A 26,317-nucleotide genomic window follows, 5' to 3' on the forward strand; every position below is an offset into this window, starting at 1 on the left:
TTAGCAGCAGTGACATTGCTTAACGAACAGCAGGGTCTGCAAGCCTAGACGTTTCTTTAAAACGCCCTCTAGATAACTTCTGCAGACCAAACGTTTGTACTTTTAGACTATCCACGCAGTGCACTTCGAAAGGTTTTACTTTTGCAAATTCATAGAGAGGAGGAGTGACGACAGGGACACAACGGGCATAGGTTTCACTGACCTTGTGTTCCAGCACACAATGATAAGCAGGCTCAGAAAAATCATCAGCTTCGATTTGTTTGCTTATCATATCTTCCCACCCTAACTCATTGCAATAGACCTTATGTCTAATCTTGCAAGCATGTCGACGAAGGGCTTTACTATTAGCAAACTGTAAACGGAAATATCGATGAAAATTTTCAGATGATGAGGTAGATGTCGGTTTTTTTGACTGGCTTTGCCGATCATTACTTTTCTTAGTGCTGGCCATAGGGGATCCACTTATAACAAATATTCATGATTTCGAAGATAAATATCAATAATAGTTATTTACAGTAGTGACCACTGTATTGGACTGCTTTGTTAACAAAACCCCCCAACACACACCAAATTATTTACATCTCCATATACAAGATATAATATATCAAGTTCTAACATTAAAAGATGAAAGAATAAATTGCAAGCCCCCCATCGGTTCAAGCACAGCAATTCTCGGTGAAATAAATCAATGGCCTGTCGTCAGCTTTTTACCTCTGCGTTCTTAGCGCCTCTGCGAAAGGAAAAAGATAACCGAATTTCGGCGCCTCTGCGAGAGAAAAAGTTAGTCTATTCATTTCACTGGTATAATTAAAAAAAATCTCGCAGAGGCACAATAACGTAGAGAAAACATAACGTAGCGGCTATTTCATTAAGACTCACTCACCCCCTTCACTTAACACACCATGCTTCTAATCTAAGAAAACTCCCTCATTATAGGGATGTAAGATCCAGTATCGACACACTAAAAGCGCAAATTTACAGGGCCTATTGCGGTGAGTGATAGTTAAATTCTCTACTGGATCGTCAAAAAACTTTACACATTAAGTTAGCCAAAAATAGTTGAATCATTCAAATAATATATATTTATTTATTAATCAATCACTTAATCAAATATAGGAGTTTTTTGGCATGAACTGTGCTTATAATTTTACGTAGGTTAGTAGTCGTAGGGGTAATAATACTGCCGCAGCTTTTGTAGGTCAGTAGTAGGTGTAATAATAATGACCCGGCTTTTAAAATTTTAGTTTTCGGAGATTTAAAAAATGAAAAAATTTGCAAGAAATTCACTGACGTTAGCGACGCTGGCAGTGATGGCTTCGGGGTTCGCTGGTGTGGCACAAGCAGGCTCACTGGCTTACTCTAACCTAAACGTACTAGGCCTCAAATTTGTTGACTCAAATGGGGTTATATTTGATGCTACGCCAGGTAGTGGGAACATCATTGTGGGAGGTATCCTGCTCGGCACAACTAATGATGCAAATTTGTTTAGCGTCCCGGGCAGCAATATCAACAACACTTTCGGCGTGCAAGCTTGTCAAGGTCCTGCTTGTGGTGGGGTGAGTGGTTATACTGAACAAGCGCCTATTGGCACACAGCACTTCGCTCGCGCGCTTTCCGACCTAAGCGGTACCATAGTAGATGGGCTTGGTCAGGGTGCAGGTGGTGCGACGGCGCAAACAGTGGGTGAAACCCAGTTAATTAAAAACGACCAAGCTATTGCCAATTCCAACATTCAATTGAATGCGGGTTTCGACTTCACACTGGCAGGCGCTGGGGTCGTTGGTTTTACATTCGATACTACTGGTGGCTTGCATGCAATGCAAAATCCAGAAAACAATGTGCCACCATCTAACGCCCAGGCGTCAGTGAACCTTACCATCACCATTATCGATAATGACAACAATGGTGATATAGTATTCTCTTGGTCTCCTGACGGTAAAATTAATAATGCTACGTTTGCCAATGATAGTGTGGATGGCGCTAACCTAAACGATACCTTGCCCGCTACATTTGCAGGTAACGACTTCACACGAAATTTAGGAGGTGCTTTCAGTGCCACAAGTTTAGGCGCGCTGACTGCCGGCGTAAGCTACAGCTTAGCTATCAACCACACCAGTGATGTTCAGGCAGTAAAAGAGGTACCAGAGCCAGGTTCACTTGCCTTGCTTGGACTAGGATTACTCGGTTTGGGTGCTAGAAAATTTCGCCGCTCCTAATATGCACGTTATATCCTGTCTATGTAACTGAGGTCATAAGTTGTTAAACTCTGTAAAGTAGAGTTAATTTGAACGAGTTGAATAAGTTGGATGTGTGTAGTCGACTTATTCATTATTAAAGGATATGGAGGTTAAGGATTTTGAAATACCTTGTCGTGCCTCCGCTGTCACTTGCAAACTCTCCTGCAGGCCTTATTAGCACCAATAAACAAGCAATACCGACTGTAAAAAGTTCATCGCAGTGCATTTTGTTATGCCCTACGACCTATGATGCGCAGCTCTGAATTTGATGCAAGCGACTTCATAGATGCCTTTGTGTGCACTACACATCATCTAAAAACTCTACTAAACGGCATCAGAACTACTGCTCAATGTGTAGTATGAAGGGAGTGATGGAATGATATTGGCCAAACGCAAAGTGTTGTTTGAAGCGGCTAAAACGGTAAACGCCTTACGATGCTCAAAAGAAGTAAAAAACTGCCACCCAATCGCCCCGATCACTCTATACCCAAAAGCATTGGAAATGCAGGTAGGCGGTAAGTACGCGAGCCCCCTTGAGCATAGATCCACTTTGTGATTGGGGCGAGCGAACGCAGCCAACAAAGCTGCAGTTTCAAGGATAACGGGTATAAATCTAGATGGTGTGCGGAAGAAGGCGGCATAAAACTAACTAAGGGGTACAACTATCTTGAAAAACATCGGCAGTATCAATAATGTGTCGATATTTTTTACAGTTAGTATGTCGACGTCGACAATGATTATTAACGGGCTTGTACCTGAAAATAAAGTTGAAAATCGTGTCAATATGCCTTTGGTGACTGTTACGAAGAGAAGTGGCTGACTATCGCTCTTTCATTGAAATGAAAAAGAGGTGAAATAGAAAACTTTAGCTAAATAATATATTAGAATTTATGTAAAATTATATTCTGTATTACCTATACTCATTAATGACAATTGATAACGACATTATGGCAGAAAAAATTAGCACACAAGCTAAATTTTATTTTGGCAGAGCTTAAAAGAGTTCAACCAAAAGCTTGAATTATACGGCTCGAATGTCAAAGGTAGTCGATTGTTAAACATAGGACTTTAGGCAAAAGGGATTTGTTCTTGGCTTAGGGAAGCCATTGTGTTGCCCTTAAGATTAGACGCATATGTCACATTGAAAAGGTGAAACTATGAACTTAAAAATCGATATAATTCCCTATACAGAATTTGATTATGATGAATATTTAACCAAGTACATTCATACTTCGACGCCCGTTGTGATTAGAGGTGTATTCACCTTTGATGAAGAAAAAGTCACGCCTGAGTATGTTAAGAAGAAATTTTCAGATGTAAATAAGAAAGAAATTGGCTGGTTTGATTCGAACTTAGTAGACGATGACATTATCGCGATCCCCGACTTTGTTAAAAAAATAATGAATCGAGATGAATTTGCAGTAAGAGAGACACCTATGCGAGTATTCATGCAACCTGGTGGACATATTACCTTACCTCACTATGACGGGAATAGTTTACATGGTCTAAACCAGCAGCTACTTGGCGAAAAACGCTGGATTATCACCTCTCCTAATACGCCTCTGCCCTGCACACCTTTTATGTTCACAGCCCTTGTTGGAACAGATTTTCATTATGATCCTGAACAATATGACTTTTATGATTTTGTCACTAAACCCGGAGATATTGTATTTGTCCCCAGATACAATATGCATGAAGTCCATTCACTCGGTAAGGTAAACTGTAACGCTAATTGGGTATTCACCCCTAAAATACCTGATGAGTCGACAATTTTAGGTAAACGTGAAGTTGAAATCGTTAAGCTACGAAAGTCATGGCCTATTGTGAACAAAGCCTTTTTCCCAGATGAATTTTCTAATTATGGTGGCCAAGGAGAAGAGCTTATCGCTGCTTATAGTGATAACGTTAGTATGTTTAGAATGATAAAGCGCTTCTTAATAGAACTGACTGGCTACCCTCGATTATTCATGCTTGGGCCGCAACTTAAAAAGCGTGTTAATGAGTTTTCCAAAAATAACTTCAATGTCTGAGTGTAAAATTTTACTTGGAATGTAGACAAGTTAAGTTTTGTGGTGAGGCTTGATAGCGGTTGCATTCGTCGAAAGGCGATTAATCACCTATTGAATATGAACATTCCTTTAGAAAAGTGTCAGGTTGGACTTGAAGTGTCTGCTTTGAACGAACTCGTCCCTGCACTTCATTACTGGCACTATTTGATAGTTCAATTGTAAGCGTCCGGCAATCCCACCTAGTCTTTAGCAAATCGCCATGGTAGCAGTGGCTCGATATCGGTGTTTTGAACCGAGACTTGTTCAAGTAAATGCATCATATAGTCGAACGGCGTTAGTCCGTTTGCCTTTGCAGTTTCTATAATGCTGTACAGTATGGCACTGGCCTTAGCGCCTTTGGCCGTTTGACTAAACAACCAGTTCTTTCTGCCTATGACGAAGGGTTTTATCGCGCGCTCAGCGCGGTTATTATCGATGTTCAGGTGACCATATTGGGTGTAAGTGTTGAGTTTACTCCACTGATTTAAGCAGTAGGTGATGGCTTCGCCTAATTTGCTTTTTGCCAATACCTGCGACTCTGATTTTATCAGCCACGCTTCGAACTGTTTGAGCAATATAGTGCTCTTTTCCTGCCTTACTTTCCGCCTGTTATCAGGTGCACTCGCTTTTATTTGCGTTTCAATACGATACAGCTTTTGAATATGGTTAAGTGCCCAATCGGCTCTGCCGCTAGATTTTTTGCCCTGTGCGGTTTTGGCTTCAACGAATTTACGTCTCGCATGGGCCCAACAGCCTGCGAGTGTCGCTTGGGTTTTGTGGTAACCCGCATAGCCATCCACTTGTAGATACCCGTTGTAACCCTGTAAATAATCCACGGCACATTGACCCGCGCGACTCGATTGATAGTCGTACAGCACGATATTTGGGATGTCAGTATTGGGTAATTTCCCTTCAGGTGAGTCGGCGCCTGAGGTATACACCCACATATAGCATTTCGCTTTATCTTCGCTGACGACTTTTAAGGTGGTTTCATCAGCGGCAATGACGCCTTGCTTAAGTATCAATTCGTGTAAATGGTCATATAGCGGTGTGAGCAAGTCAGCGCACCTCAACATCCAATCGGCCATAGTTTTGCGGCTCAGTTCAATACCGTATTGTTTGAACATCGCTTCTTGACGATACAGTGGCAACCCAAATTGATATTTACTGGTGATTACCTGACTAAGTAAGCTTGGTGTCGCATAACCTTTAGGGATAACTGAAGGTGGCACCGGTGCTTGTTTGATGTGATTGCTAATGCCGTCCTTTTCACATACACGACACGCATACTTAGGACGAACATGCTCTATCACTTTAACTTGAGCAGGGATGAATTCAAGCTTTTCAGTCTTGTCTTCACCTATCTTGTGCAATTCATTGTTACAGCAAGCACAGACTTTATCTTCCTGTGCAATATCATGGATAACCACTTCACGAGGTAATGTTTTTGGTAATGGTTTACGCTTAGGTTTATTGCGTGTGTAGCTGATGTCTTCTTTTTCGACAGGTGTTTCAGCAACCAGCTCTTCTGCTTCATTAAACAATTCACCTTGACCAGGGTGACCTTCGCTACTCGCCCCAAATTGTTTTTGTTGGGCAAGACGAAACTGCTCTTCAAGAAACTGATTGCGACTTTCTAATCGTTCAACTTGCTTGCTAAGCTCGGCTATTTGTTGGCGTAGTTGGGCTTTATTCATGTCACTTATTATAACCCTAAGTGACTGTTTTCAATTAGATTAAAACGTGATCGTTAAATGCTACTTATGATCGTACGTTATAACCCAGAGGCCGTGTAATCCAAGCTGCGATGTCCAACGACATCATAGCCACCGAGCAACCATGTTAACTGCTGCTCACTCAAATTAGTGTGTTTGAGTTGGCCACACTTAGGCCATTTGAAGCGTTGTTTCTCCAACCGTTTGTACCATAATGCAAACCCGGTTTTATCCCAGTATAAGAGTTTGAGTTTGTCTTGTTTTTTGTTACAGAAGATAAATAATGCACCGGAGAATGCGTTTAATGTTAATTCACTTTCGATAATCGCCAGCAAGCCATTAATCGACTTTCTAAAATCAACATGCTCAAGGTGCAAATAAATGTCATCTGGCTCAACGAACATTCTCATGATTGCAGTGCCTTAACGAAACTTGCCAACCAAACAGGCTCGCAAGACGTCGAAAAAGATAACGAAACCTCGCCCAATCTGACAGATACTGATGGTTGAATAGTCGCGTCGATAGCAGACTTGCTAGCTTTTACAAAACGAGGCGGGTTAACTTGCTGTTGTAATCGCCCACGAAATTTATAAAAACTTGATGTGCTAACTCTGTGCTCTTTACAGAAATCAACAATGGCTAACCCACTCGTTTGTTGTTGGCTTATCAATTTCTGCCATTCATCTAGTGTTTTATGCTTCATAATACCTCCCATTACAGTGAGGAAGTATTTTCGAATGAATAATGGATGACTGCTAGGCGTGGATCACCGGACGCTTACGTTCAATTGTGGCACTTTTAAGCTTGTTTGCAAATGAAAGGGCTGTGTGTGTAGCCTCTTTTCCTACTGTAATTTGCACCTTTTCTATCCACTTTTTAAGCATGATTGTTTCCCATTTTTTAGTATGCTCAGAATAAAAAAGCCTCCCATGTTGCAACAACTCGCAAACCATCTTAATTCAGCCAAAAACCTTTGCACCCTGGCTGTATTGTTTGCCATGCAAAGTCTTGTTTATTAGGTTCAACTCGTTGTTTAACCCACTTAAGCGTCTCAGGTACGCGAGTTATCTAGATAGTAGGTTGCATCGAGCAACGTATCTTGCACATAAATGCTGAATCTGCGATCACTACTATATATGAGCTTTCTTCTAGCGTTCCTCTAAATAGAATGATCCGGGCTAAGGTTTAATGAAAAATAGTTTTATCCTAACTATTACCATTGAGACTTCTAACCAAGTGAGTTAGCTGGGCCATTGACAGTAAGGGATAGCATTATTTGCTTTAAGTTATGACAATGCTATTTTGAATGTCCATTCATAGGCAATGGGGGCAACTTTTCATTGTTACTGTCATTATCTTTAACGTCATAATCATCACTGAGTTTCGACTTGAGGATTAATATCAGCTAAAAAATTACTAATAACATCTATTTTTGCACGCCCAACCGTTGACATCATCGCACCAACTTGGCGATTGAATTTCTCAATACCAAACTCCTCAAAGCCCATAAAATGAAGTTTTCCAAAGCCCAGCCATGGTCTGTGAGAGAATTCCTGCGACTCCTTCACATCCGGCGATATCGACTTCTTTGCTTGTTAATGTGACTTATTCAGTAGACTAGCCTGTGTTCCGTGAAAAATTCTTGTTGTAGTCAAATTTTTCAGTCATAGGATACTTCTGTTGATTACTGGCTGTTAATATTTAGTATATAAATTGTTCAAACTAAACGGGGTTTGCTTGTGGCGGTGGTTTACAGAGCTAGTATTAATAAGGGTAAAGTACTAACTGTTGCGCTAACTGCTTTTCAAGTAATTGGTACAACTCAAGCACTTCGGGGTTTAAATTTCCGGTAAAATCTTTGCGTTCCAGAAAAAATAGGGCACGTACTCCGTGATAGTCCATGTCTTCGCCACATTGTTGAAAATGTAAACCTAGACGCCTTAGCCGTTTGTTGAGCCGGGGCTCTACCACCACAAACATATGGCTGTGATTACACATATTCACCATGGCAATAACGCCTAAATATAAACCAATCGCTATATTGGGAAAATTTCGTCTTTCTTGTTCGGAAAATATATCGCCTCCCAAAGATTCATTTAAGACAAAGGGTTGGTTATTTTCACTTACACGGCGTCTAAACTGGTTTGGCACAGATAGTCTGGAAATTTCACTGAAACTGCCCCGTTTGATAGTATCAGGATCAACAATGTCCCGATTTAAGCTTTCTGCGCAATGCAATTCAAATGGTAGTTTGCTGTCGGGCTTTGAGCTGGGTGGGATGACCAGCCTTGCGGTTCCAGCAAACTTTCCAGTTCTTTTATGCACAAGCAATATAGAGAAGGCATAGGGATCGCATTCATCAATCTCCATTCCATTTGGACTGATGGGTTCCCATCCTAACTCTTGTGCATAAACAGTATGGCGAATTTTGTATGATTCATTTTTTAAGTCTTGTGTATCTGCTAACTTAATCTCAAAAAACTCGTCGAAATTTTCAGCCAATGATGCCGCCATTACTCCCTTCTCCAATATATTACTTGTGTAACAATGAACACGATAACTTCTGACGAACAGAACATCACCACTTTTTTACTGTCAAATATAACGATATTGTTCATTGTTTTAACTATAGCGTGAGCAGTATTGTGCGTGCCATTCTCTTATTTACTTTCACTTTCACTTTAACCTTAGTTGAGTTTGATAAAGCCGTCTAGACTCCTAGGTACAAACTGCCATGTTGTATTAGCCTGCCCAGTAGAAGCCTTCTTTTTGTCGGATAATGATATTGAAGACAACAGGTGACGAATTGGTCATATCCACCACAACAGTGTTGCCAGTTATTTTGCATGAAACAGCTCACGAGACATGTGCATCCACAGATGTGCTTATAAAGATAATCACATATTGCACTAAGGAGTCGATTTTTTATGGTTCTTTCAGGGGCAGAGACGTTCATTTACCAAAAAAGAAACAGATCATCTCAACACTTTTGAGACAAAAATATGACCACTAAACCAGGTATTCAGTCAGCATTCACTCGAAGACTAGGCTTTGACATGGGTGACGTGGGTCATATCTTAAAGCGTTTAACCACCCTTAATTTTTTTGGTAACATTAATACACATACAACACGGCTTGCATCTTTGTAATTTTTTACATATTAAAGAATGGGCAAAACTTTACTTCGCCCTTTAAAACCTTTCCGCTCTGAACATCATAATCTATTCAATTGCTTTACCAAACTTAACTTTATTACCTACATTTTGTAAACATTCAACGATATATTTAAAGACAATTCACCCTAGCACTTATTAAGAACACGTTTATACCCTATAATTCAGCGCTCAAAATAGGGTGTAGTAGCAAACGGGCGATAAAGTGAAAAACGTAGATGTAATAGTATTAGGCGCCGGTGCTGCTGGCTTATTTTGCGCAGCTCAAGCAGGTAAACGTGGCCGTAAAGTGGTGGTGCTCGACCATGCAAAACGCTTAGGGGGAAAGATCCTAATGTCTGGCGGAGGTCGCTGTAACTTCACTAACATGTACGCCAGTCATGAAAATTTTCTATGCGACAATCCGCATTTCTGCAAATCTGCTTTAAGCCGTTATACCCAGTGGGACTTTATTGGTTTGGTTGCCGAATACGGTATTGCTTATCATGAAAAAACCCTAGGCCAGTTGTTCTGTGACGACAGCGCCAAAGACATCTTAAACATGCTGCTATCCGAGTGCGATAAGTCAGGTGTTACTGTGACGAATCAGTGCGAAATACTCTCCGTTAAAAAAACTGACTCTGGATATGTACTGGATACAGCAAAAGGTGAATATCAATGCGAGTCCCTCGTCATAGCCACAGGTGGGTTGTCTATGCCGAAACTTGGGGCAAGCCCTTTTGGATACAAAGTGGCAGAGCAGTTTGGCTTAAGTGTCAGACCTACACGAGCAGGCTTAGTGCCCTTCACTTTGCACGAACAAGATAAAAAGGTGTTAGCTGAGCTGAGTGGCATTTCGTTAGTTGCGAACGCTAGCTGCAACAATACTCACTTTAACGAAAGTATCCTGTTTACGCATCGCGGCTTAAGTGGCCCAGCAGTATTACAAATATCTTCATTTTGGGAGCCAGGCCAAGCGGTTGAATTCGACTTATTTCCCAATGGCGATTTATTGGCTGATTTAGAGCAAGCGTTACAAAGTCAGCCAGATGTACAGCTAAGCACAGCCCTAGCTAATCATTACCCTAAACGTTATGTACTAGCGGCGCTGCCTTACTTGGGCATTGAAAATAAGCCCCTCAAACAATACCAAGGTAAACAACTAGAACAAGCAGCTCAGGCTTTTCACCAGTGGCAACTTAAACCCAATGGCACCGAAGGTTATCGCACAGCAGAAGTGACCCTAGGCGGCGTAGACACCGACCAACTCTCATCCAAAACCATGATGGCAAAAGAGGTTGAAGGGCTGTATTTTATTGGTGAAGTCGTAGATGTGACAGGTTGGTTAGGCGGCTATAATTTTCAATGGGCTTGGTCAAGCGGCTGGGTAGCTGGGCAGGTGGTGTAATTTGTTTTATTGGATGGTAAATGGAGACAATTTGATACACACATACCCTTTTTACCCGCAAGATAACTGAATATATTTTTGAACATAAATGGAGACAATTGGACTTCTCTTAGTCTTATAGACAAAGTATATTTGAATTTTCTTCTTCGAGCGTTGGTTTTAGTTTAATGCTTTCACAATGTTTTTATACACAGGAATCACCTGCACTAGTAATTGACTGGACTTATTGATTTTCAAAATAAAAAGCTTTGTCAATTTCGACCAAATCATAATCTGCAAATTCCAACTGATCTTCCCCCAATTTTATAGACACTTAGCTTGCCTGTGAATACATGATTTCATATTCATCTGGAGACACATGGCCAAGATGGCTATGCAGTCGAGTTCGATTGTAAAACACTTCTATGTAATCAAACAAATCTGCTTTGGCTTCACTTCGGGTTGCGTACACTTTTCGCTTTACACGTTCAGTCTTAATAGAGTGAAAAAAGCTTTCTGCCACAGCGTTATCTAGACAATGTCCTCGTCTGCTCATACTCGGAGTCAGATTATGCGCTTTTAGGAAATCTCGATAATCACCGCTTGCATATTGGCTCCCTTGATCGCTATGAACAATCACCTGTGTTGCTTTGGGTCGTCGCCATACGGCCATCAGCAGTGCTTTAATCACAATATCTGATGTCATAGTCGGTTGCATTGACCAACCAATCACTTTGCGTGAGAACAAGTCCAATACGACAGCCAGATATAACCAGCCCTCTTAGGTTTTGATGTAGGTAATATCTCCAACCCAAGCGGTATCAGGCTCGCACACCACAAATTGCTGCTATAGATGGTTATCTGCTGCAATATGAGGCGTAGAAGGCTTAAAGTAGCGCCGTTTATAACCAATATTAGCTCTGAGTTTGGCTTGCTTCATCAACTTAGCCACACGGTTTTCACCGCATGTTTCACCCGAACGACGCAGCTCATGTGTGATGCGTGGACTGCCATACACACCGCCACTTTGAACATAACTGGCTTTAATCCGTTCAAGCAATCGTACATTGTCTTTTTCTGCATCAGATTGAGGCTCTTTCAACCAAGCGTAAAAACCGCTGCGGTGGACATTTAACACCTTGCACATGGTGTTAACGCGATAAACATGGTGTTAACGCGATAAACATGGAGTCGTGATTTTATGAACGTGTACTTTTCTTTGACTCGCTTGCAAAGTACACGGCGGCCTCCTTTAGGATGTTACGCTCTTCTGTCATGCGTTTGACCTCTGCCTTAAGCTGGCGTATTTCTGCTTGCTCTGCGGATTGACTAGCAGGTACTTTCGCCTTACTCACCCAGTAGTAGAGTGACTTATCGGATATACCTAAACGCTTAGAAACGTCAGGTACGGAATAGCCTTTTTCAACCACTTGGCGAACGGCTTCTTGTTTAAATTCATCGGGATATTTTTTATTCATAACACTTTTTACCTTACTTCGGTTTCTAAGTAAAAAGTGTCTACAGTTTCAGGGGAAGATCATCGGACTTTCTAACGTCAACAACTGGATACTGCTCCTTAATATCAACGACAAGCGGGTCGTGCAGTAACTCCATAAGGGTAAATGTTTCGTTTGTCGAAAGCGTATGGTAAACGCGCCCCGGTGAGTGCGGGCAAGGCACTCTGGCTTTCACGCCAGAAGAGGTGACGTCTTGCGTTCTATAAAAAGGTTCGTAACGACCTTGCGCTTCTTTTTCCAAAAACTCTTTAATCCATTTGTCCCGAATTTCTTTGGTTGCTCTTACCCGAGTCTTTCCCATCCCCATATTTAAGTTACCCCGTTTAGTCAATATGTGAGCCCAATATCTGTGGGCTATTAATGCCCACTAAGCTAGTGGGTATTAATTATAGATCAACTTTTTTAGGATTTTTTTTCGTGCATGTGAATTAACCCACTTTGATAGTGGGTTGTGATATTATTTTTTGATAACTAATTTTACGATGTTTATGAATCTATCTACTTTAGTAACCATTCGCTCGGGTAATACCTTTAAAAATGGGATACAACCATCTTCGCATCCGACCCATTCGGTAGTTCAGTTGCGGGATGTGGACAGGAATGACGACATTTTGCCCATTAACTGGGATGATTTGTATTGGACAGAGTTATCACCACGCTTCGAGGAAGCGACATTAATGCATGGCGATGTCATCATTGTTGCGAAAGGCCAAGTTAAAAAAGCTTTTTATCTTGATCACGTACCATTTCCCACAGTGGTAAATCAGCATTTTTTTGTATTGAAAGTTAAAGATAACGAAGTTTTGCAACCAGAATTTTTAGCGCACTATCTCAATAGCAAAAACGCGCAAGACTGGATGAGTAGTAATAGCAACGGCAGCTACCAAAGCATAGTGAGTAAGAAAATATTGTCTGGAATATCGATACCAAATATCCCAATTGAGCAGCAAAAACGCATTACTGAATCAATTAATAAGGCGAAACACGAGATTCGAATATATAGGCGTTCTATTATTGATTACGAGCGAAAAATAGAGTCCCTGATAGAAGTTTGAGCAACGCATTACTAACGAGCTGCGTTTTGGTAGCCAATGCATAAACACAATCGCAATGAAAAGATTTGGCTTTAACTAACGCTCTTGATGCAGAACCGGAAAAGTAAAGTAAGACGGCTCAAAATGCGCCAATTTAGCAACCCGCGTTTCTTCGGCCAAGAGCCCCCTTAGTGCCCAGACTGTGTAAAAACTATTTTTAAACCAACATTTGAACAAATATTCATGTGAATCTGTGCTCTACATTAAAATCTGACCAAGTTTTCTAGCCAATCGATTTTATCCACTCTATTCCCAAAATACTGCGCCCCCTCGAGAGTATGATGGCCATAATCATAAAAATATTTTTCGAAATCATTGTTCATAGAAAAACATCGTTTATTTTTTCGATCACATACATAGTCCATACGATCTAAAATTTGAACATGATGCTCCATAGCTATTTTTTCTAGTGTATTGTTTATCCGATGGCTTTTGCTTTCTTGGTATTCCTCGATATAATTTTCAAAATACGCCCTATCTATCTTATCCTTAATCTCAATGGAATTATTTTTGTCACAAGAGTTTGAACACAGTTTCGATAATTGAAAATCTGCAAGGTTTTTAAAATTAATGATATTGTATTGAAAATCAAAAATCCTTTTTACAATAAAAACTGACTTCCCATCAGCTTGTAGCTTATTGATAATAACAGGCAAACTAATTACGTCTCTAAGACTAAAACGAGTTGCCAGTAATATTACTTCACTCTCGAGATAATTATTTGAAGAATAAAAGCCGTGAGCACGTCTATCTAAATCCTTTATTTGCACACCATAACGTGCAAGTTGATAACGTTTACTAGCTGTTTTCGAGTTATATAAAACATTGAATATATCTTTTGAATGCGAATTGCCAACGACCAACAAACGTTGCTTTGTTGGCCTCAAATCAAACCAAAGTTCACTATCATAATCATTAGAGTCTACCTTATATTCTGTATTTTCAGATCTGTCTCTCAGAATATCCCAACTTTGTTGTCCTAGTTTACGATTATCAAATTCATATGACAAAAGGTTACTAAACCAAAATTGTCTCTCATCAAAGCCATTTTTGAAATGCCCTAAACTTCCAATAATTATGAAAAATAATGAACCTAGTACCGAAAACGCAAAAATTTTGTTCCTATCAATCTTCTTTTTATTTCTAAATGGTTTTTCTATAAACTTCCAACTTAGGTAAGCAAGAACGAATGTAGTAAAAAGTAACAAGAGTATCTCTGAAATATTTTGAGACTCGATACTTCTATGCTTCGAAAAAACAAGAATAGGTTGGTGCCACAAATATAAACTATAGCTAATTAATCCAACACCTACCAGGGGCTGAAAGCCTAAGAGTTTTCCTATTACCGTAGCTTTGGTTGAAAACAAAATAACGAGGACAACACCAAAAACTGGCACAACAGTATACAAAGAAGGCAAAGACATCGATTCGTTATAAAAAATCAGGCTTAATAAAATTAATCCCAACCCTAATCCGCCAAGTAACTCACTGAGTAAACGGTTTTTCTCTACTAACTCATTGTTATTCCTTCCATAAAGAAGATAAAAAGCTACTAAAGCACCTGCCATTAATTCCCACGCACGTTGTTGTGGTTGAATTAACCGGACACTTCAATAAAGGATTATAATCCTGTTAATTGAGGTGAATATGACTAAACGAACAAATAAACATTATCCCGAAGAATTTAAACAAGAAGCGGTCGCTCTGGTAATAGAGCAAGACTATCCAATCTTACAAGCTGCTGCATCTTTGGGTGTGACAGACAAACTACTTTACAACTGGGTAGCCAAGCATAAAAAAGAGGCACTAGGTGACGTGTTGTCTGGCGATGAACGAGCAGAGTTAATTCAACTCAGGAAGGATAATAAACGTCTACAAATGGAGCGTGAAATCCTAAAAAAGGCAAGTGCCTTCTTCGCGAAAGAAATGAAGTAAGATATTCTTTTATAAGTGAGCTTGATGCTAAGTATCCTGTGTCAGTCGCTTGTAAAGTGATGGAAGTGAGTTCGTCAGCATATTACGCATGGCTAAAAAAACCTGGTGAACTCATTAGCGCTCAAACGCTTAGACTGTATCGACGAGCAAAAGTATTATTCAAGGCAAGTCGAAACAGTTTAGGCAGCAGAGAGCTTGCTAAAGCACTACGCAAAGAAGGCTTTGAAATAACGCGGTATCGCGCCATTAAGTTAATGGAACGGCTTAAATTAGTTGTGACTCAGCGAATAGCTTATAAAGTGACAACCAAGCGCAAACACAGTGATGCTGTTGCTGACAACTTGCTAAATATGAATTTCAATCCTGTTGGACCCAATCAAATTTGGGCGGGTGATGTGTCCTATTTAAAGACTGGTGAGGGCTGGTTGTACTTAGCCATTGTCATGGATTTGTATTCACGCCGGATTGTAGGTTGGCATATATCAAAACGCATGACGCGTGATTTGGTCGAGCAAGCACTGACAAAGGCTCATAATTTACGCAAGCCAGGCAAAGGTTTGGTGTTTCACAGTGACAGAGGCTCTCAGTACACGAGTAAAGGCTTTAGAAACCTACTGTCGCGATTAGGTTGTCGAGCTAGTATGGGTGACGTTGGAGCTTGCTGGGATAATGCTGTTGTAGAACGCTTCTTTGGAAGTTTAAAGTATGATTGGTTGTTTAAAGTACCGCAGCCCACTCGAACACATATGCGAGAAGATGTTGCTAGGTACATGAAATATTATAATGTTGAGCGACTGCATTCAGCCAATTTGGATCAATCGCCAATTGAATTTGAAAACTCCTTTAGGAAAGTGTCCGGTTGGAGTTGACCAGAACACGTGTCGGCAACATATAAAAATTGAAATTCGGTGCATAATGCGCCGCCCATTGAGCAAGAAGTAAACTAACTAAACCTAATATTATTATTGCACCGAATATCCATCTCTTTCTTAGTGTCCAAACAGCCATCAGAAATAACGGAAAGAGAATATAGTATTGCTCTTCGACAGCCAAACTCCAAGTATGTAACAGAGGCTTCATTTCTGCCGCAGCATCGAAATAACCACTTTCTAACCAAAAGATTATGTTGGAAGAGAAAAAAGACACGGAAACAATACTTTGAGAAAAATTTTTAAAATCACTTGGAAGTAACCACAACCAAGCAAATGGCAGACTGTTCTGGTCAAGTCCAACCGGACACTTTTCTAAAGGAGTTTTCAAATTCAATTGGCGATTGATCCAAATTAGCTGAATGTAGTCGCTCAACATTATAATATTTCATGTACCTAGCAACATCTTCTCGCATATGTGTTCGAGTGGGCTGCGGTACTTTAAACAACCAATCATGCTTTAAACTTCCAAAGAAGCGCTCCACAACAGCATTATCCCAGCAAGCTCCAACATCTCCCATACTAGCTCGACACTCTAATCGCGACAGTAGATTTCTAAAGCCTTTACTCGTGTACTGAGAGCCTCTGTCACTGTGAAACACCAAACCTTTTGGTGGTTTGCGTAAATTATGAGCCTTTGTCAGTGCTTGCTCGACCAAATCACGCGTCATGCGTTTTGATATATGCCAACCTACAATCCGGCGTGAATACAAATCCATGACAATGGCTAAGTACAACCAGCCCTCACCAGTCTTTAAATAGGACACATCACCCGCCCAAATTTGATTGGGTCCAACAGGATTGAAATTCATATTTAGCAAGTTGTCAGCCACAGCATCACTGTGTTTGCGCTTGGTTGTCACTTTATAAGCTATTCGCTGAGTCACAACTAATTTAAGCCGTTCCATTAACTTAATGGCGCGATACCGCGTTATTTCAAAGCCTTCTTTGCGTAGTGCTTTAGCAAGCTCTCTGCTGCCTAAACTGTTTCGACTTGCCTTGAATAATGCTTTGGCTCGTCGATACAGTCTTAGCATTTGAGCGCTAATGAGTTCACCAGGTTTTTTTAGCCATGCGTAGTATGCTGACGAACTCACTTCCATCACTTTACAAGCGACTGACACAGGATACTTAGCATCAAGCTCACTTATAAAAGAATATCTTACTTCATTTCTTTCGCGAAGAAGGCACTTGCCTTTTTTAGGATTTCACGCTCCATTTGTAGACGTTTACTATCTTTCCTGAGTTGAATTAACTCTGCTCGTTCATCGCCAGACAACACGTCACCTAGTGCCTGTTTCTTATGCTTAGCTACCCAGTTGTAAAGTAGTTTGTCTGTCACACCTAAAGATGCAGCAGCTTGTACGATTGGATAGTCTTGCTCTATTACCAGAGCGACCGCTTCTTGTTTAAATTCTGCGGGATAATGTTTATTTGTTCGTTTAGTCATATTCACCTCAATTAACAGGATTATAATCCTTTATTGAAGTGTCCGGTTAATTCAACCACAACAGACTTACTAGCATTACAAAAAACAGTGCGGGAAGAATTCTGCGCGCTCTTCGCTCATAAAAAGTGAGTAAAGAAAACCTTCCTTCTTCTTTCTCTGCAAGAATGATGGTTGTTATTAGATATCCACTGATTACAAAGAAGACATCAACACCAAGAAAACCGCCACTTAAATGATCAAAACCTGTTCTGGTCAAGTCCAACCGGACACTTTTCTAAAGGAGTTTTCAAATTCAATTGGCGATTGATCCAAATTAGCTGAATGTAGTCGCTCAACATTATAATATTTCATGTACCTAGCAACATCTTCTCGCATATGTGTTCGAGTGGGCTGCGGTACTTTAAACAACCAATCATGCTTTAAACTTCCAAAGAAGCGCTCCACAACAGCATTATCCCAGCAAGCTCCAACATCTCCCATACTAGCTCGACACTCTAATCGCGACAGTAGATTTCTAAAGCCTTTACTCGTGTACTGAGAGCCACTGTCACTGTGAAACACCAAACCTTTGCCTGGCTTGCGTAAATTATGAGCCTTTGTCAGTGCTTGCTCGACCAAATCACGCGTCATGCGTTTTGATATATGCCAACCTACAATCCGGCGTGAATACAAATCCATGACAATGGCTAAGTACAACCAGCCCTCACCAGTCTTTAAATAGGACACATCACCCGCCCAAATTTGATTGGGTCCAACAGGATTGAAATTCATATTTAGCAAGTTGTCAGCCACAGCATCACTGTGTTTGCGCTTGGTTGTCACTTTATAAGCTATTCGCTGAGTCACAACTAATTTAAGCCGTTCCATTAACTTAATGGCGCGATACCGCGTTATTTCAAAGCCTTCTTTGCGTAGTGCTTTAGCAAGCTCTCTGCTGCCTAAACTGTTTCGACTTGCCTTGAATAATGCTTTGGCTCGTCGATACAGTCTTAGCATTTGAGCGCTAATGAGTTCACCAGGTTTTTTTAGCCATGCGTAGTATGCTGACGAACTCACTTCCATCACTTTACAAGCAACTGACACCGGATACTTAGCATCAAGCTCACTTATAAAAGAATATCTTACTTCATTTCTTTCGCGAAGAAGGCACTGGCCTTTTTTAGGATTTCACGCTCCATTTGTAGACGTTTACTATCTTTCCTGAGCTGAATTAACTCTGCCCGTTCATCACCAGATAATGCATCACCTAGTGCCTGTTTCTTATGCTTAGCTACCCAGTTGTAAAGTAGTTTGTCTGTCACACCTAAAGATGCAGCAGCTTGTACGATTGGATAGTCTTGCTCTATTACCAGAGCGACCGCTTCTTGTTTAAATTCTGCGGGATAATGTTTATTTGTTCGTTTAGTCATATTCACCTCAATTAACAGGATTATAATCCTTTATTGAAGTGTCCGGTTAATTCAACCACAACAACCAGCATGAAACAAAATGACTGGGATTACTGCGATGGCTCTTAATCCATCAATTTCAGGACGATACTTCATTTGCTTCCTCAATATTGCTAACGGTCATTATCCAGCATCTCCTATATGCAATTGCTCGGCTTGTTATTTATTTACGTAGTTCCCTGTCTTTATATTTATATTTATATTTAATTAGGTGTTTTTAACTTTCGTTCCCTCAATGTAAATTCCGATTCAAAATGAAGTGGCATAGTTAATTTGGCCACCTAACTAGAGATGTTATGCTATTTGCATAGCAAGATTAGGTGCCAAAGATGAGCAAAAGAACAAGACGGACTTTTAGTCCTGAATTTAGATTGGAAACAGCACAACTGGTTGTTGATCAAAGTTACACTCACGACGAAGCCGCTAAGGCAATGGGGGTTGGTTTTTCAACGATAGGAAAGTGGGTAAAACAACTTCAACAAGAACGTAAAGGCGTGAGAGTTGAGCAAACCCCAATGACGCCTGACCAGCTAGAAATAAAGGATTTAAAGAAGAAGCTTGCGCGAGCTGAGCTTGAGAAGGAAATATTAAAAAAGGCTACCGCTCTGTTGATGTCGGACTCCATGAACAACTCTCTCTAGTAGAGAAACTGAGTCAGAGTGATGAACGCCGTTATTCGATAAAAGTGCTATGTGAGGTATTTGGAGTCCACCGCAGCACCTACAAATATTGGCTTGGGCGAGATAGACGCTTATCACCAGAGGTCGCTAAATTGTACGGCCAGGTGAAAGAAGTGCATCGGCAAAGCAACGGCTCAGCGGGCGCAAGAACGATAGCGATTATGGCAACCGACAATGGTTTCCCTTTATCTCGTTATCGTGCCAGTAATATCATGAAGAAGTTGAATTTAGTCAGTTGCCAACTACCGCAACATGCCTACAAGAAGGCGACTAAAGAGCATGTGGCTATCCCGAACATATTGGATAGGCAATTTGCCGTCATTGAGCCTAATCAATTGTGGTGCGGCGATGTGACGTATATTTGGACAGGCAACCGATGGGCTTACTTAGCGGTCGTCATGGATTTATTTGCAAGAAAACCCGTTGGTTGGGCGATGAGTCATTCGCCTGATAGTAATTTAACCTGTCAGGCGTTGACCATGGCATTTGAAAGTCGTGGAAGACCTAAAGAGGTGATGTACCATAGCGATCAAGGAAGTCACTACACAAGTCGCCAATTTAGGCAGCTAGTATGGCGATATCGATTAACGCAAAGTATGAGCCGACGAGGAAACTGCTGGGATAATAGTCCAATGGAACGCTTTTTTAGAAGCTTAAAAACAGAATGGATACCAACAACTGGCTATTGTAGTTTTAGTGAAGCTAAGCACGGTATCAATGATTATATTATTGGCTATTACAGTGAGTTTAGGCCGCATTCATATAATGGTGGATTGACACCAAATGAATCGGAATATCGGTATCGAAAATACTACAAACCCGTGGCCAAAATGACTTGACCACTTCAAAAAGCACAGCCTGACTTTAACGACCCTTTCATGCTTCCTATTTAAAACTATGTGAAGAATATTTTCCACAATTAAAGAATGACTTAGCGATTTTAAAGCAAACAAAAAGAGGCCCGCGAAATATACATAAGTAGGAAGCGAAATGGACGTTTTTTATAAAACATTATTATACTTTAATTTATATACAGTATTTTGTGAGGGAGGTTAATTTCTTATCCTGCCAATCCTGTGACTGCTTTGTGGAGGAATGTGCGGACCTTATTAAACAAAAACAAAACTCGGGCTTTATGACTGCAAAGATGAGCGAATTATAGTCATACGATTGAAACAAACGCGACTGGCAGGTGAGACATACAAATCAGTCAGTGATCTAGCACAGATTTTTCGACGAAATATCCATGAGTCAAATTTGTGCAAAGAAACCCGACAGTGAATATTCGCTTTAATTAAGGTTTGTCTCCATTTACCATCCAATGAAAGAAATTTAGTAAGGCGACAATAAAGTTAAATGTCACTGATTGAAACAAGAGTGCAACGACACAACAATCGTTTTTTTTCAACACCTTCTCATTAGCCTTTTAAAAACCTTGGATCCAACCAAATCCTTTTAATTTATAATTAATGCCAATACCCAAGCTTTAAAGCAGATTTGTAAAGCCCGCTCAAAATTATATTATTAGTTAATTATGCATGTAGCAAGATTGACGTCGTCAATAAATGACAAGCGTCAACTCAACATTACTGCCTGTTGAGTTGATGTCAAAAGTTTTGATTTAACACAGCAGACATTAATCTTGCACAGGCAGCGTTTTTTCAGCTTTATTTTTTTTGGGAGGCAAAGACTGCCAATAATCATGAATACCTATGGTTTCCCATGCCCACTTAATCCAGCTTAATATGGATGTGCTCAACCAAATTACCCACACCAACATGATGGCTTTGTAGAACCACACCGAAATACTCAAGATAGTAACAGTAGGTAACTGACCATCAGCTTTATCGGCAAACCAAGTAAGCGTATTGCCATAAGATTGATAACCTTTAATGCCCATGCTGGGGCTACTCAGCAAACTAATGGGTACAACAGCAATCAGAGAAATTATTGCCACAGCTGAAAAGGCATACAAAAAGAGTTGTGACAGGTTGAACAAGCCTCTTTGGATTCCTTTTGGTCTATATTGGCTGGCTGTGATTGAGGAAAACCAAAGTGCAATCAACACCAAAACGCCCCAGTTATTTAAACTTAGTCCCAACCCAAGTATTAACCATTGCACTGTACTAAGAGGTGAAAACTTCACACGAGCAACCAATAAGGCGATAAGAACAAAAGCCAATAATTCACCCCAGTACAGTATCGCAGGGCCTAAAAGTGGACCTTTAGCCCATAATATCCAGTGCTGGTTACTGACATTCACTTTAGTAGTGATGTTGCTTGATGGTGCATTTAGATTAATTTTGGGCGGTGAAAACACCCGTGAATTTTCAACATTAGAACGCATGGTGATCTGAATATTGTGTGTGCCAGGCGAAATAGGAATAGCCAATTGGCCAGACTCAGGTTGTAGATTAATTAACTTTCCATCTGTTTTAACTTCTTTTAGTTGAAAATTGACCGGCAAATCAATGTCATGCTCACCACCTCGGGTACTGCGATAATTAAAGGCCAGTTCAAGCTTTGATGTACGAGTGCCTTGGTCAATATGTAGATTGACGCTATCTATCGCTAAGGCTTCTCCTTTAACTGCACTTGGGCGAGTGATAGCAAGGTTTAACGATTCGCCTGAGTAGGGATAAAATGAATAGCTGAAATAATCCAAGGCATTCTGTTGTTCCAGAATCATGGGTAACCCCTCTAAGCCCAAATGCCAAGAAGGGCTAATAACAATTTGCCACCTTTCGATTAAATGTTTGTTGTCGGGAGCCATGAGCTGCATGGTGTGATTGCGATCTAATGTCGACGTCCAATTAAATACGCTTTCACCCGCTGAAATAGTGACGGCAACTTGATTGTTTTCAACTGTAATGTCATCACTGATAACATGTTCACCAGGAAGTGTTGGGATCATGAGATTGAGTGATCCCATATTAGGTGCGATGCGTTGCACCTCGGTTTTCACTGTCCACATTTTGTCGATGGTCAACACCCTAGTCACTTTTACAAAAGGTTGTTGTTTAAAACGAGTGGATACTGATGAATCCAATTGACTGGTATTTACTTTTGCCAAAAACTCCAGGGTATTACCTGTCAAAACGTTAGCTTGTGTCCCAACAATTTCCCAATTTCCGAACTTTTCGATATCGATGCGTTTAGGTTTGTCTTTAAACCTAAGCTGGAAGTTATCGACGGAAATTAAGCGGCCAGTGATAACTAAAGTCGAAATACCTTTAGAAACCGGCACGTATAACCAGCTATTTTGACGGTACACACCTAACAAAGGTTTATTATTCAAGATAAATGATTGCCCTTGCCAAAACTGGGAGCGGGGCAAAGCAACTGCGCTTTGACTATTGGCATGAATGGTCAGTTTGAGAGTTAAGACATTACTGTCAGCAGATACTTGCATCGAATTGATTGATGCACAGACTGGCGCGCAATCTGGCGCTTCGAGTAATCTAGTCTTCAATTCTTCAAGCATCGCTTGGCTGGGGAAACTATTGGCTTGTGCAGTTGGTGTATAAACGGGCATCAAGAATACGGCTGCTAGTAACGCAACTGTTGATGTATGTTTGAATCTATTAATGACCGGTTTTATAGCGTCTTTTAGCAAAAAATATAACCAAAGTAGCATCAAGGCAATGCCTGTTAATTTCAAAATTTTGTAAGTGGTTTTGGATAAAACAATCAGTTCAAACGTTTGTCCCTCAGCAACCGGACTGTTCCAAGTAAGAGAATACCGATGCCAACTCCAGTTTGGCATGCCGGAGCCTGCTTGCAGTAATGCATCAGACTGATAACGTTCCATAAAAGAATCCGCTTTTCTTATTCTTGCGCCATTGGCTGTTACCATTTCAACATCCGCCTCCTCTTGAAGAATGCTGAGTTTTTGCCTTGGTTGTGCAGAACGCATCTCAGTACTTCTATTTGCCACACCATTATCTGCGCTTTGGTGATATATATTTGTGTTGCCAGTTTCCAACTGAGGATAGATCACGTTACGGAGTTGTGTGGCACTAAAGAATAAAATTGAACCCAACGCCATTGCCGCGCTTGCGGCCCAATACATTTTTGCAGTTGCTTTAAGTTTGTCGAATGGCTGATGCTTTCTAACGGCAATAGCCACTAATAAATTGAGCATAACAATCACCGGCGCGCTATTTTCTTGATAAACGGCCAATAACATTAACGCTGTCATTATCCCAGCAACTAAACCAGATAAACGATATGCAGCCAGTGAAGCCAATAATACAATGAAACTAGCCCAAATTGACCAACTACTCCACCAGCTATCCGATACGCTATCTGCTCCAAAAACGGCAAAGAGCTTATTACCCGGAGGTAAATTTAAAGTCATGGTTACGCGTTCAAAATCACTTTCCCAACCTGCTACCGGCAGGGTAGATGTCGCATTAACTATACCGCTAGCGTTAATATCAACTTGAGAATAACGGTTTTCTATACCCCTTTCCTCTTCAGCTATGCTGGTGATGAGCACTGCGCCATCTTGATCTTCGGCTGATTCAAGAATAAAAGGCGCAGACACACTTAAGCGCCAACCTTCAACCATGCTGCCCGTCACCTTGTCTTTAAATGAATAAAGGGCATTGTCGAAAGATACCCATAATGTGCGATCTAACGTCAATTGATTTTCCAAATGCAAGGGTTTACCTCTATGCTGGATGTCATAACGCAGCGAGTTATTTTCAGACAGTAAATAGGCTGGATAGTTGTACCAAGCTTCAGGCATATCTACTTGGCCACTGTCAATAATGTTAGCGCCACTAAGCTTACCAAAGCGTAATTTCTCATTGGTTTCGAATGCCCAAACCTCATTTTTTGGCCAATGGTGTGATTGAGCTGGGCGTTGCCATTCTAGGTTAGTTGGAAGTGAATAAGCGTCAACCACAATTTTCCAACTGCCTGGCTTTAATTTTGCGTGCAGAACACCATCGGCGTCTAAGAAAGCAGGTGTTTCACTTTGGATACCTACGAGGTCAAAGTTTTTAGGTAGCACTTGACCAAGGGCAACTTCGCGCATTTTTCCAGAGACATCCACAGAAATAAGCGTTTTGAGCTTTATGTAAGGGCCGTCACTAATTTTTCTTACTACCCGCACACTGAGAGTCTCTTGTGTAGCCTGACCTTGGGTTGATTCTTGAAACCATAACTGGTTATTTTGAATTTTCGGAAAGCTAATTTCCTGGCCATAAATAGACAGATTCACTTGGGCAATTTGTCCAGGTAATGAAATACTGCTTGGCATTTCTTGCCAACTTAATCTACCTTCAATGACGTATTGACCTTTTTCTAATTCAATAAAAGGTTGGTTTTTGTGACTCAGAATTGGCGTTTTTTTGCCATTGACCTTTAATTCAATTGGCCAATATTTGTTATTTCCCAACAATGGGACAATACTTTTACTCAGCACTTCCCATGAGTGTTGAAATTCGGCTCCCTGCTGATCAACGTTTATATTTAATACGTTAGGCCATGCGCAAATGTGGTTGTTTATGTTGCTATATTCACTTTGGTTGATAAAAGGGCAGCTCAGGCTTTTGCTATCTTTGAGTACCCATGCCTCCCAGTTTTTCAATTGCTCGGGAACAAATTCCTCAGCAAAAGATGAAAATGAGGTTAGAAGAAAAAAGATAAACAGATTGCGCAGAGCATTGATTTTGACCACGGATATTGCCTTATGTGCTTTTATCGAGTGTGCTGGTTTAGCACAAGGCAAATAAATTGGCTTTGATAGACATCAAAAATACTGTTTATGTTTGCAGATGATGAAACATTCATGCACAGGTGAGGTAATATCGGTTTTTAGATTGATGAGAGATTTTCTGTGAGTTGGGTTTTCTTTACACTAAGTGCGGTGGTATTGCAGACGTTTCGTAACGCTTTGCAAAGTAAGCTAAGTGCTAATATGAGTACCTCGGGTGTGACCTTGGCTCGCTTTTTATTTGCGCCGCCCATTGCTCTGATATACCTGTTGCTGCTTTACATCTTTTCAAATCAAGACATCCCTGAGTTCTCCCTTAAATTTGTACTCCTTGTTTTACTCGCCTCTGTAATGCAAATTTCTGCTACTTCATTAATGGTCATTTTGTTTAAACAAAAGAATTTTTCTGTCGGCGCGGGGCTGGCCAAAAGCGAGGCTTTAGTGGCCGGTGTATTAGGGACTGTATTTTTTGGCAGTCAACTGAGTCTATTTGGTTGGATAGGCATCTTAGTGGGTGCGGCGGCGATATTTGTGCTCTCAGGTGGCGGTAGAAAAGGTCAGTTAAGCATTAAAACAGTGATAATAGGTTTGGCTTGTGGCACCTGTTTTGCGTTGACATCATTATTTGTCAGGGAAGCGAGTCATTTACTCAATGTGCCATTCCCTCACAGTGCTGCTTGGGTGTTGGTATGGGTGTTATGTATTCAAACTACCTTACTTGTGAGTTATATCGCGGTCAAAAACAGAAGCACTTTTATCGCATTAAAAAATAATGTAAAGATGACCTTAGCCACAAGTATTATCAGCTGTTTTGGTACCATATGCTGGTTTAGTGCGGTGTCATTACATCATGTTGCTTATGTGAAAACATTAGGCCAAGTTGAAGTATTATTAACCATGCTGGTCGCCATTTTTTGGTTGAAAAACAAAGTACAAAAACATGAAATCCTAGGTTTATTACTTATCGCTGCAGCTGCCATTCTAGTGATGTGGGCCTAAT

The 26,317-nt window shown here is 40.7% G+C and carries 22 protein-coding genes and 1 pseudogene; 9 read left to right on the forward strand and 14 right to left on the reverse strand.

The window, feature by feature from the left end:
* Positions 1-19: 19 nt before the first annotated feature.
* Positions 20-271: a hypothetical protein gene (locus tag Q0Y52_RS03285; protein WP_297817925.1), complete on the reverse strand. Its 252-nt coding sequence runs from the start codon at positions 269-271 to the stop codon at positions 20-22.
* 991 nt (positions 272-1,262) lie between these two features.
* On the opposite strand from Q0Y52_RS03285, the gene Q0Y52_RS03290 reads away from it, so the two are divergent.
* From Q0Y52_RS03290 to Q0Y52_RS03300, 3 genes are all read left to right on the forward strand, one after another.
* Entirely contained in the window at positions 1,263-2,216 is a 954-nt protein-coding gene (locus Q0Y52_RS03290) for an EDSAP-1 family PEP-CTERM protein (RefSeq protein WP_297817928.1), read from the forward strand.
* Between the two features lie 397 nt (positions 2,217-2,613).
* A complete protein-coding gene (locus tag Q0Y52_RS03295; RefSeq protein ID WP_297817930.1) occupies positions 2,614-2,793 on the forward strand; it encodes a hypothetical protein in 180 nt (59 codons plus the stop codon).
* A 601-nt stretch (positions 2,794-3,394) separates the two neighbouring features.
* A complete protein-coding gene (locus tag Q0Y52_RS03300) occupies positions 3,395-4,267 on the forward strand; it encodes a cupin domain-containing protein (RefSeq protein ID WP_297817933.1) in 873 nt (290 codons plus the stop codon).
* A 218-nt stretch (positions 4,268-4,485) separates the two neighbouring features.
* On the opposite strand, the gene Q0Y52_RS03305 is transcribed toward Q0Y52_RS03300, so the two are convergent.
* The 5 genes from Q0Y52_RS03305 to Q0Y52_RS03325 form a co-directional block, all read right to left on the reverse strand.
* Complete coding sequence (locus tag Q0Y52_RS03305; protein ID WP_297816919.1) at positions 4,486-5,982, reverse strand: IS66 family transposase; 1,497 nt, start codon at positions 5,980-5,982, stop codon at positions 4,486-4,488.
* A gap of 77 nt (positions 5,983-6,059) precedes the next feature.
* Positions 6,060-6,410, reverse strand: coding sequence for an IS66 family insertion sequence element accessory protein TnpB (tnpB, locus tag Q0Y52_RS03310; RefSeq protein ID WP_297816922.1), 351 nt, complete (start codon positions 6,408-6,410; stop codon positions 6,060-6,062).
* Positions 6,407-6,703: a hypothetical protein gene (locus Q0Y52_RS03315; RefSeq protein ID WP_297816924.1), complete on the reverse strand. Its 297-nt coding sequence runs from the start codon at positions 6,701-6,703 to the stop codon at positions 6,407-6,409. Before Q0Y52_RS03315 ends, tnpB begins: the two co-directional genes overlap by 4 nt.
* A 670-nt stretch (positions 6,704-7,373) precedes the next feature.
* Positions 7,374-7,568, reverse strand: a complete 195-nt coding sequence (locus Q0Y52_RS03320) for a hypothetical protein (RefSeq protein ID WP_297817936.1) — start codon at positions 7,566-7,568, stop codon at positions 7,374-7,376.
* A gap of 196 nt (positions 7,569-7,764) precedes the next feature.
* Positions 7,765-8,514: a PEP-CTERM/exosortase system-associated acyltransferase gene (locus Q0Y52_RS03325; protein ID WP_297817939.1), complete on the reverse strand. Its 750-nt coding sequence runs from the start codon at positions 8,512-8,514 to the stop codon at positions 7,765-7,767.
* A gap of 488 nt (positions 8,515-9,002) precedes the next feature.
* On the opposite strand from Q0Y52_RS03325, the gene Q0Y52_RS03330 reads away from it, so the two are divergent.
* Together Q0Y52_RS03330 and Q0Y52_RS03335 are read left to right on the forward strand one after the other, a co-directional pair.
* On the forward strand, positions 9,003-9,149 hold the full coding sequence (locus Q0Y52_RS03330) for a hypothetical protein (RefSeq protein WP_297817941.1): 147 nt from the start codon (positions 9,003-9,005) through the stop codon (positions 9,147-9,149).
* Positions 9,150-9,378: 229 nt separating this feature from the next.
* Positions 9,379-10,560 carry an NAD(P)/FAD-dependent oxidoreductase gene (locus Q0Y52_RS03335; RefSeq protein ID WP_297817944.1) on the forward strand — a complete coding sequence of 394 codons (1,182 nt, stop codon included), beginning with the start codon at positions 9,379-9,381 and terminating at the stop codon, positions 10,558-10,560.
* Positions 10,561-10,873: 313 nt separating this feature from the next.
* On the opposite strand, the pseudogene Q0Y52_RS03340 reads toward Q0Y52_RS03335, so the two are convergent.
* Both Q0Y52_RS03340 and Q0Y52_RS03345 read right to left on the reverse strand, forming a co-directional pair.
* Positions 10,874-12,017, reverse strand: a pseudogene (locus tag Q0Y52_RS03340) (IS3 family transposase).
* 40 nt (positions 12,018-12,057) lie between these two features.
* A complete protein-coding gene (locus Q0Y52_RS03345; protein ID WP_297817946.1) occupies positions 12,058-12,387 on the reverse strand; it encodes a hypothetical protein in 330 nt (109 codons plus the stop codon).
* A 157-nt stretch (positions 12,388-12,544) separates the two neighbouring features.
* Between Q0Y52_RS03345 and Q0Y52_RS03350 the strand changes: the two genes are divergently transcribed.
* The gene (locus Q0Y52_RS03350; RefSeq protein WP_297817949.1) at positions 12,545-13,111 is read left to right on the forward strand and encodes a restriction endonuclease subunit S; all 567 of its coding nucleotides are present in this window, start codon (positions 12,545-12,547) and stop codon (positions 13,109-13,111) included.
* 242 nt (positions 13,112-13,353) lie between these two features.
* Here Q0Y52_RS03350 and Q0Y52_RS03355 read toward each other — a convergent pair whose 3' ends face one another.
* Positions 13,354-14,718: an SGNH hydrolase domain-containing protein gene (locus tag Q0Y52_RS03355; protein WP_297817952.1), complete on the reverse strand. Its 1,365-nt coding sequence runs from the start codon at positions 14,716-14,718 to the stop codon at positions 13,354-13,356.
* Between the two features lie 79 nt (positions 14,719-14,797).
* Between Q0Y52_RS03355 and Q0Y52_RS03360 the strand changes: the two genes are divergently transcribed.
* Positions 14,798-15,954 (forward strand): IS3 family transposase gene (locus Q0Y52_RS03360; protein ID WP_297817955.1). Its coding sequence is split into 2 segments (ribosomal slippage): positions 14,798-15,044 and positions 15,044-15,954, totalling 1,158 coding nucleotides; the frame shifts between segments, so codons are not numbered across the junction.
* On the opposite strand, the gene Q0Y52_RS03365 is transcribed toward Q0Y52_RS03360, so the two are convergent.
* The 4 genes from Q0Y52_RS03365 to Q0Y52_RS03380 all read right to left on the reverse strand — a co-directional run bounded on the left by Q0Y52_RS03365 (position 15,929) and on the right by Q0Y52_RS03380 (position 18,873).
* The gene (locus tag Q0Y52_RS03365) at positions 15,929-16,351 is read right to left on the reverse strand and encodes a hypothetical protein (protein ID WP_297817958.1); all 423 of its coding nucleotides are present in this window, start codon (positions 16,349-16,351) and stop codon (positions 15,929-15,931) included. The genes Q0Y52_RS03360 and Q0Y52_RS03365 overlap by 26 nt on opposite strands.
* Positions 16,308-17,464 (reverse strand): IS3 family transposase gene (locus Q0Y52_RS03370; protein WP_297817961.1). Its coding sequence is split into 2 segments (ribosomal slippage): positions 16,308-17,218 and positions 17,218-17,464, totalling 1,158 coding nucleotides; the frame shifts between segments, so codons are not numbered across the junction. Before Q0Y52_RS03370 ends, Q0Y52_RS03365 begins: the two co-directional genes overlap by 44 nt.
* Positions 17,465-17,510: 46 nt before the next feature.
* Positions 17,511-17,720, reverse strand: a complete 210-nt coding sequence (locus tag Q0Y52_RS03375) for an acyltransferase family protein (RefSeq protein ID WP_297817964.1) — start codon at positions 17,718-17,720, stop codon at positions 17,511-17,513.
* Positions 17,717-18,873, reverse strand: a protein-coding gene (locus tag Q0Y52_RS03380) for an IS3 family transposase (protein ID WP_297817967.1) whose coding sequence is annotated in 2 segments (ribosomal slippage) — positions 17,717-18,627 and positions 18,627-18,873 — 1,158 coding nt in all. Because the reading frame shifts where the segments join, the coding sequence is not laid out codon by codon here. Before Q0Y52_RS03380 ends, Q0Y52_RS03375 begins: the two co-directional genes overlap by 4 nt.
* Positions 18,874-19,241: 368 nt before the next feature.
* Here Q0Y52_RS03380 and Q0Y52_RS03385 point away from each other — a divergent pair.
* A protein-coding gene (locus Q0Y52_RS03385) for an IS3 family transposase (protein WP_297817896.1) occupies positions 19,242-20,431 on the forward strand; the annotation gives its coding sequence in 2 pieces (ribosomal slippage) (positions 19,242-19,500 and positions 19,500-20,431; 1,191 coding nt in all).
* A 797-nt stretch (positions 20,432-21,228) separates the two neighbouring features.
* On the opposite strand, the gene Q0Y52_RS03390 is transcribed toward Q0Y52_RS03385, so the two are convergent.
* Positions 21,229-25,281, reverse strand: coding sequence for a hypothetical protein (locus Q0Y52_RS03390; RefSeq protein WP_297817970.1), 4,053 nt, complete (start codon positions 25,279-25,281; stop codon positions 21,229-21,231).
* 159 nt (positions 25,282-25,440) lie between these two features.
* Between Q0Y52_RS03390 and Q0Y52_RS03395 the strand changes: the two genes are divergently transcribed.
* Positions 25,441-26,316 carry an EamA family transporter gene (locus Q0Y52_RS03395; protein ID WP_297817973.1) on the forward strand — a complete coding sequence of 292 codons (876 nt, stop codon included), beginning with the start codon at positions 25,441-25,443 and terminating at the stop codon, positions 26,314-26,316.
* The last annotated feature ends 1 nt before the right edge of the window (position 26,317 follow it).

Source organism: uncultured Paraglaciecola sp. (genome assembly GCF_943787955.1).
In the GTDB taxonomy this organism is placed as follows: Bacteria; Pseudomonadota; Gammaproteobacteria; order Enterobacterales; family Alteromonadaceae; genus Paraglaciecola.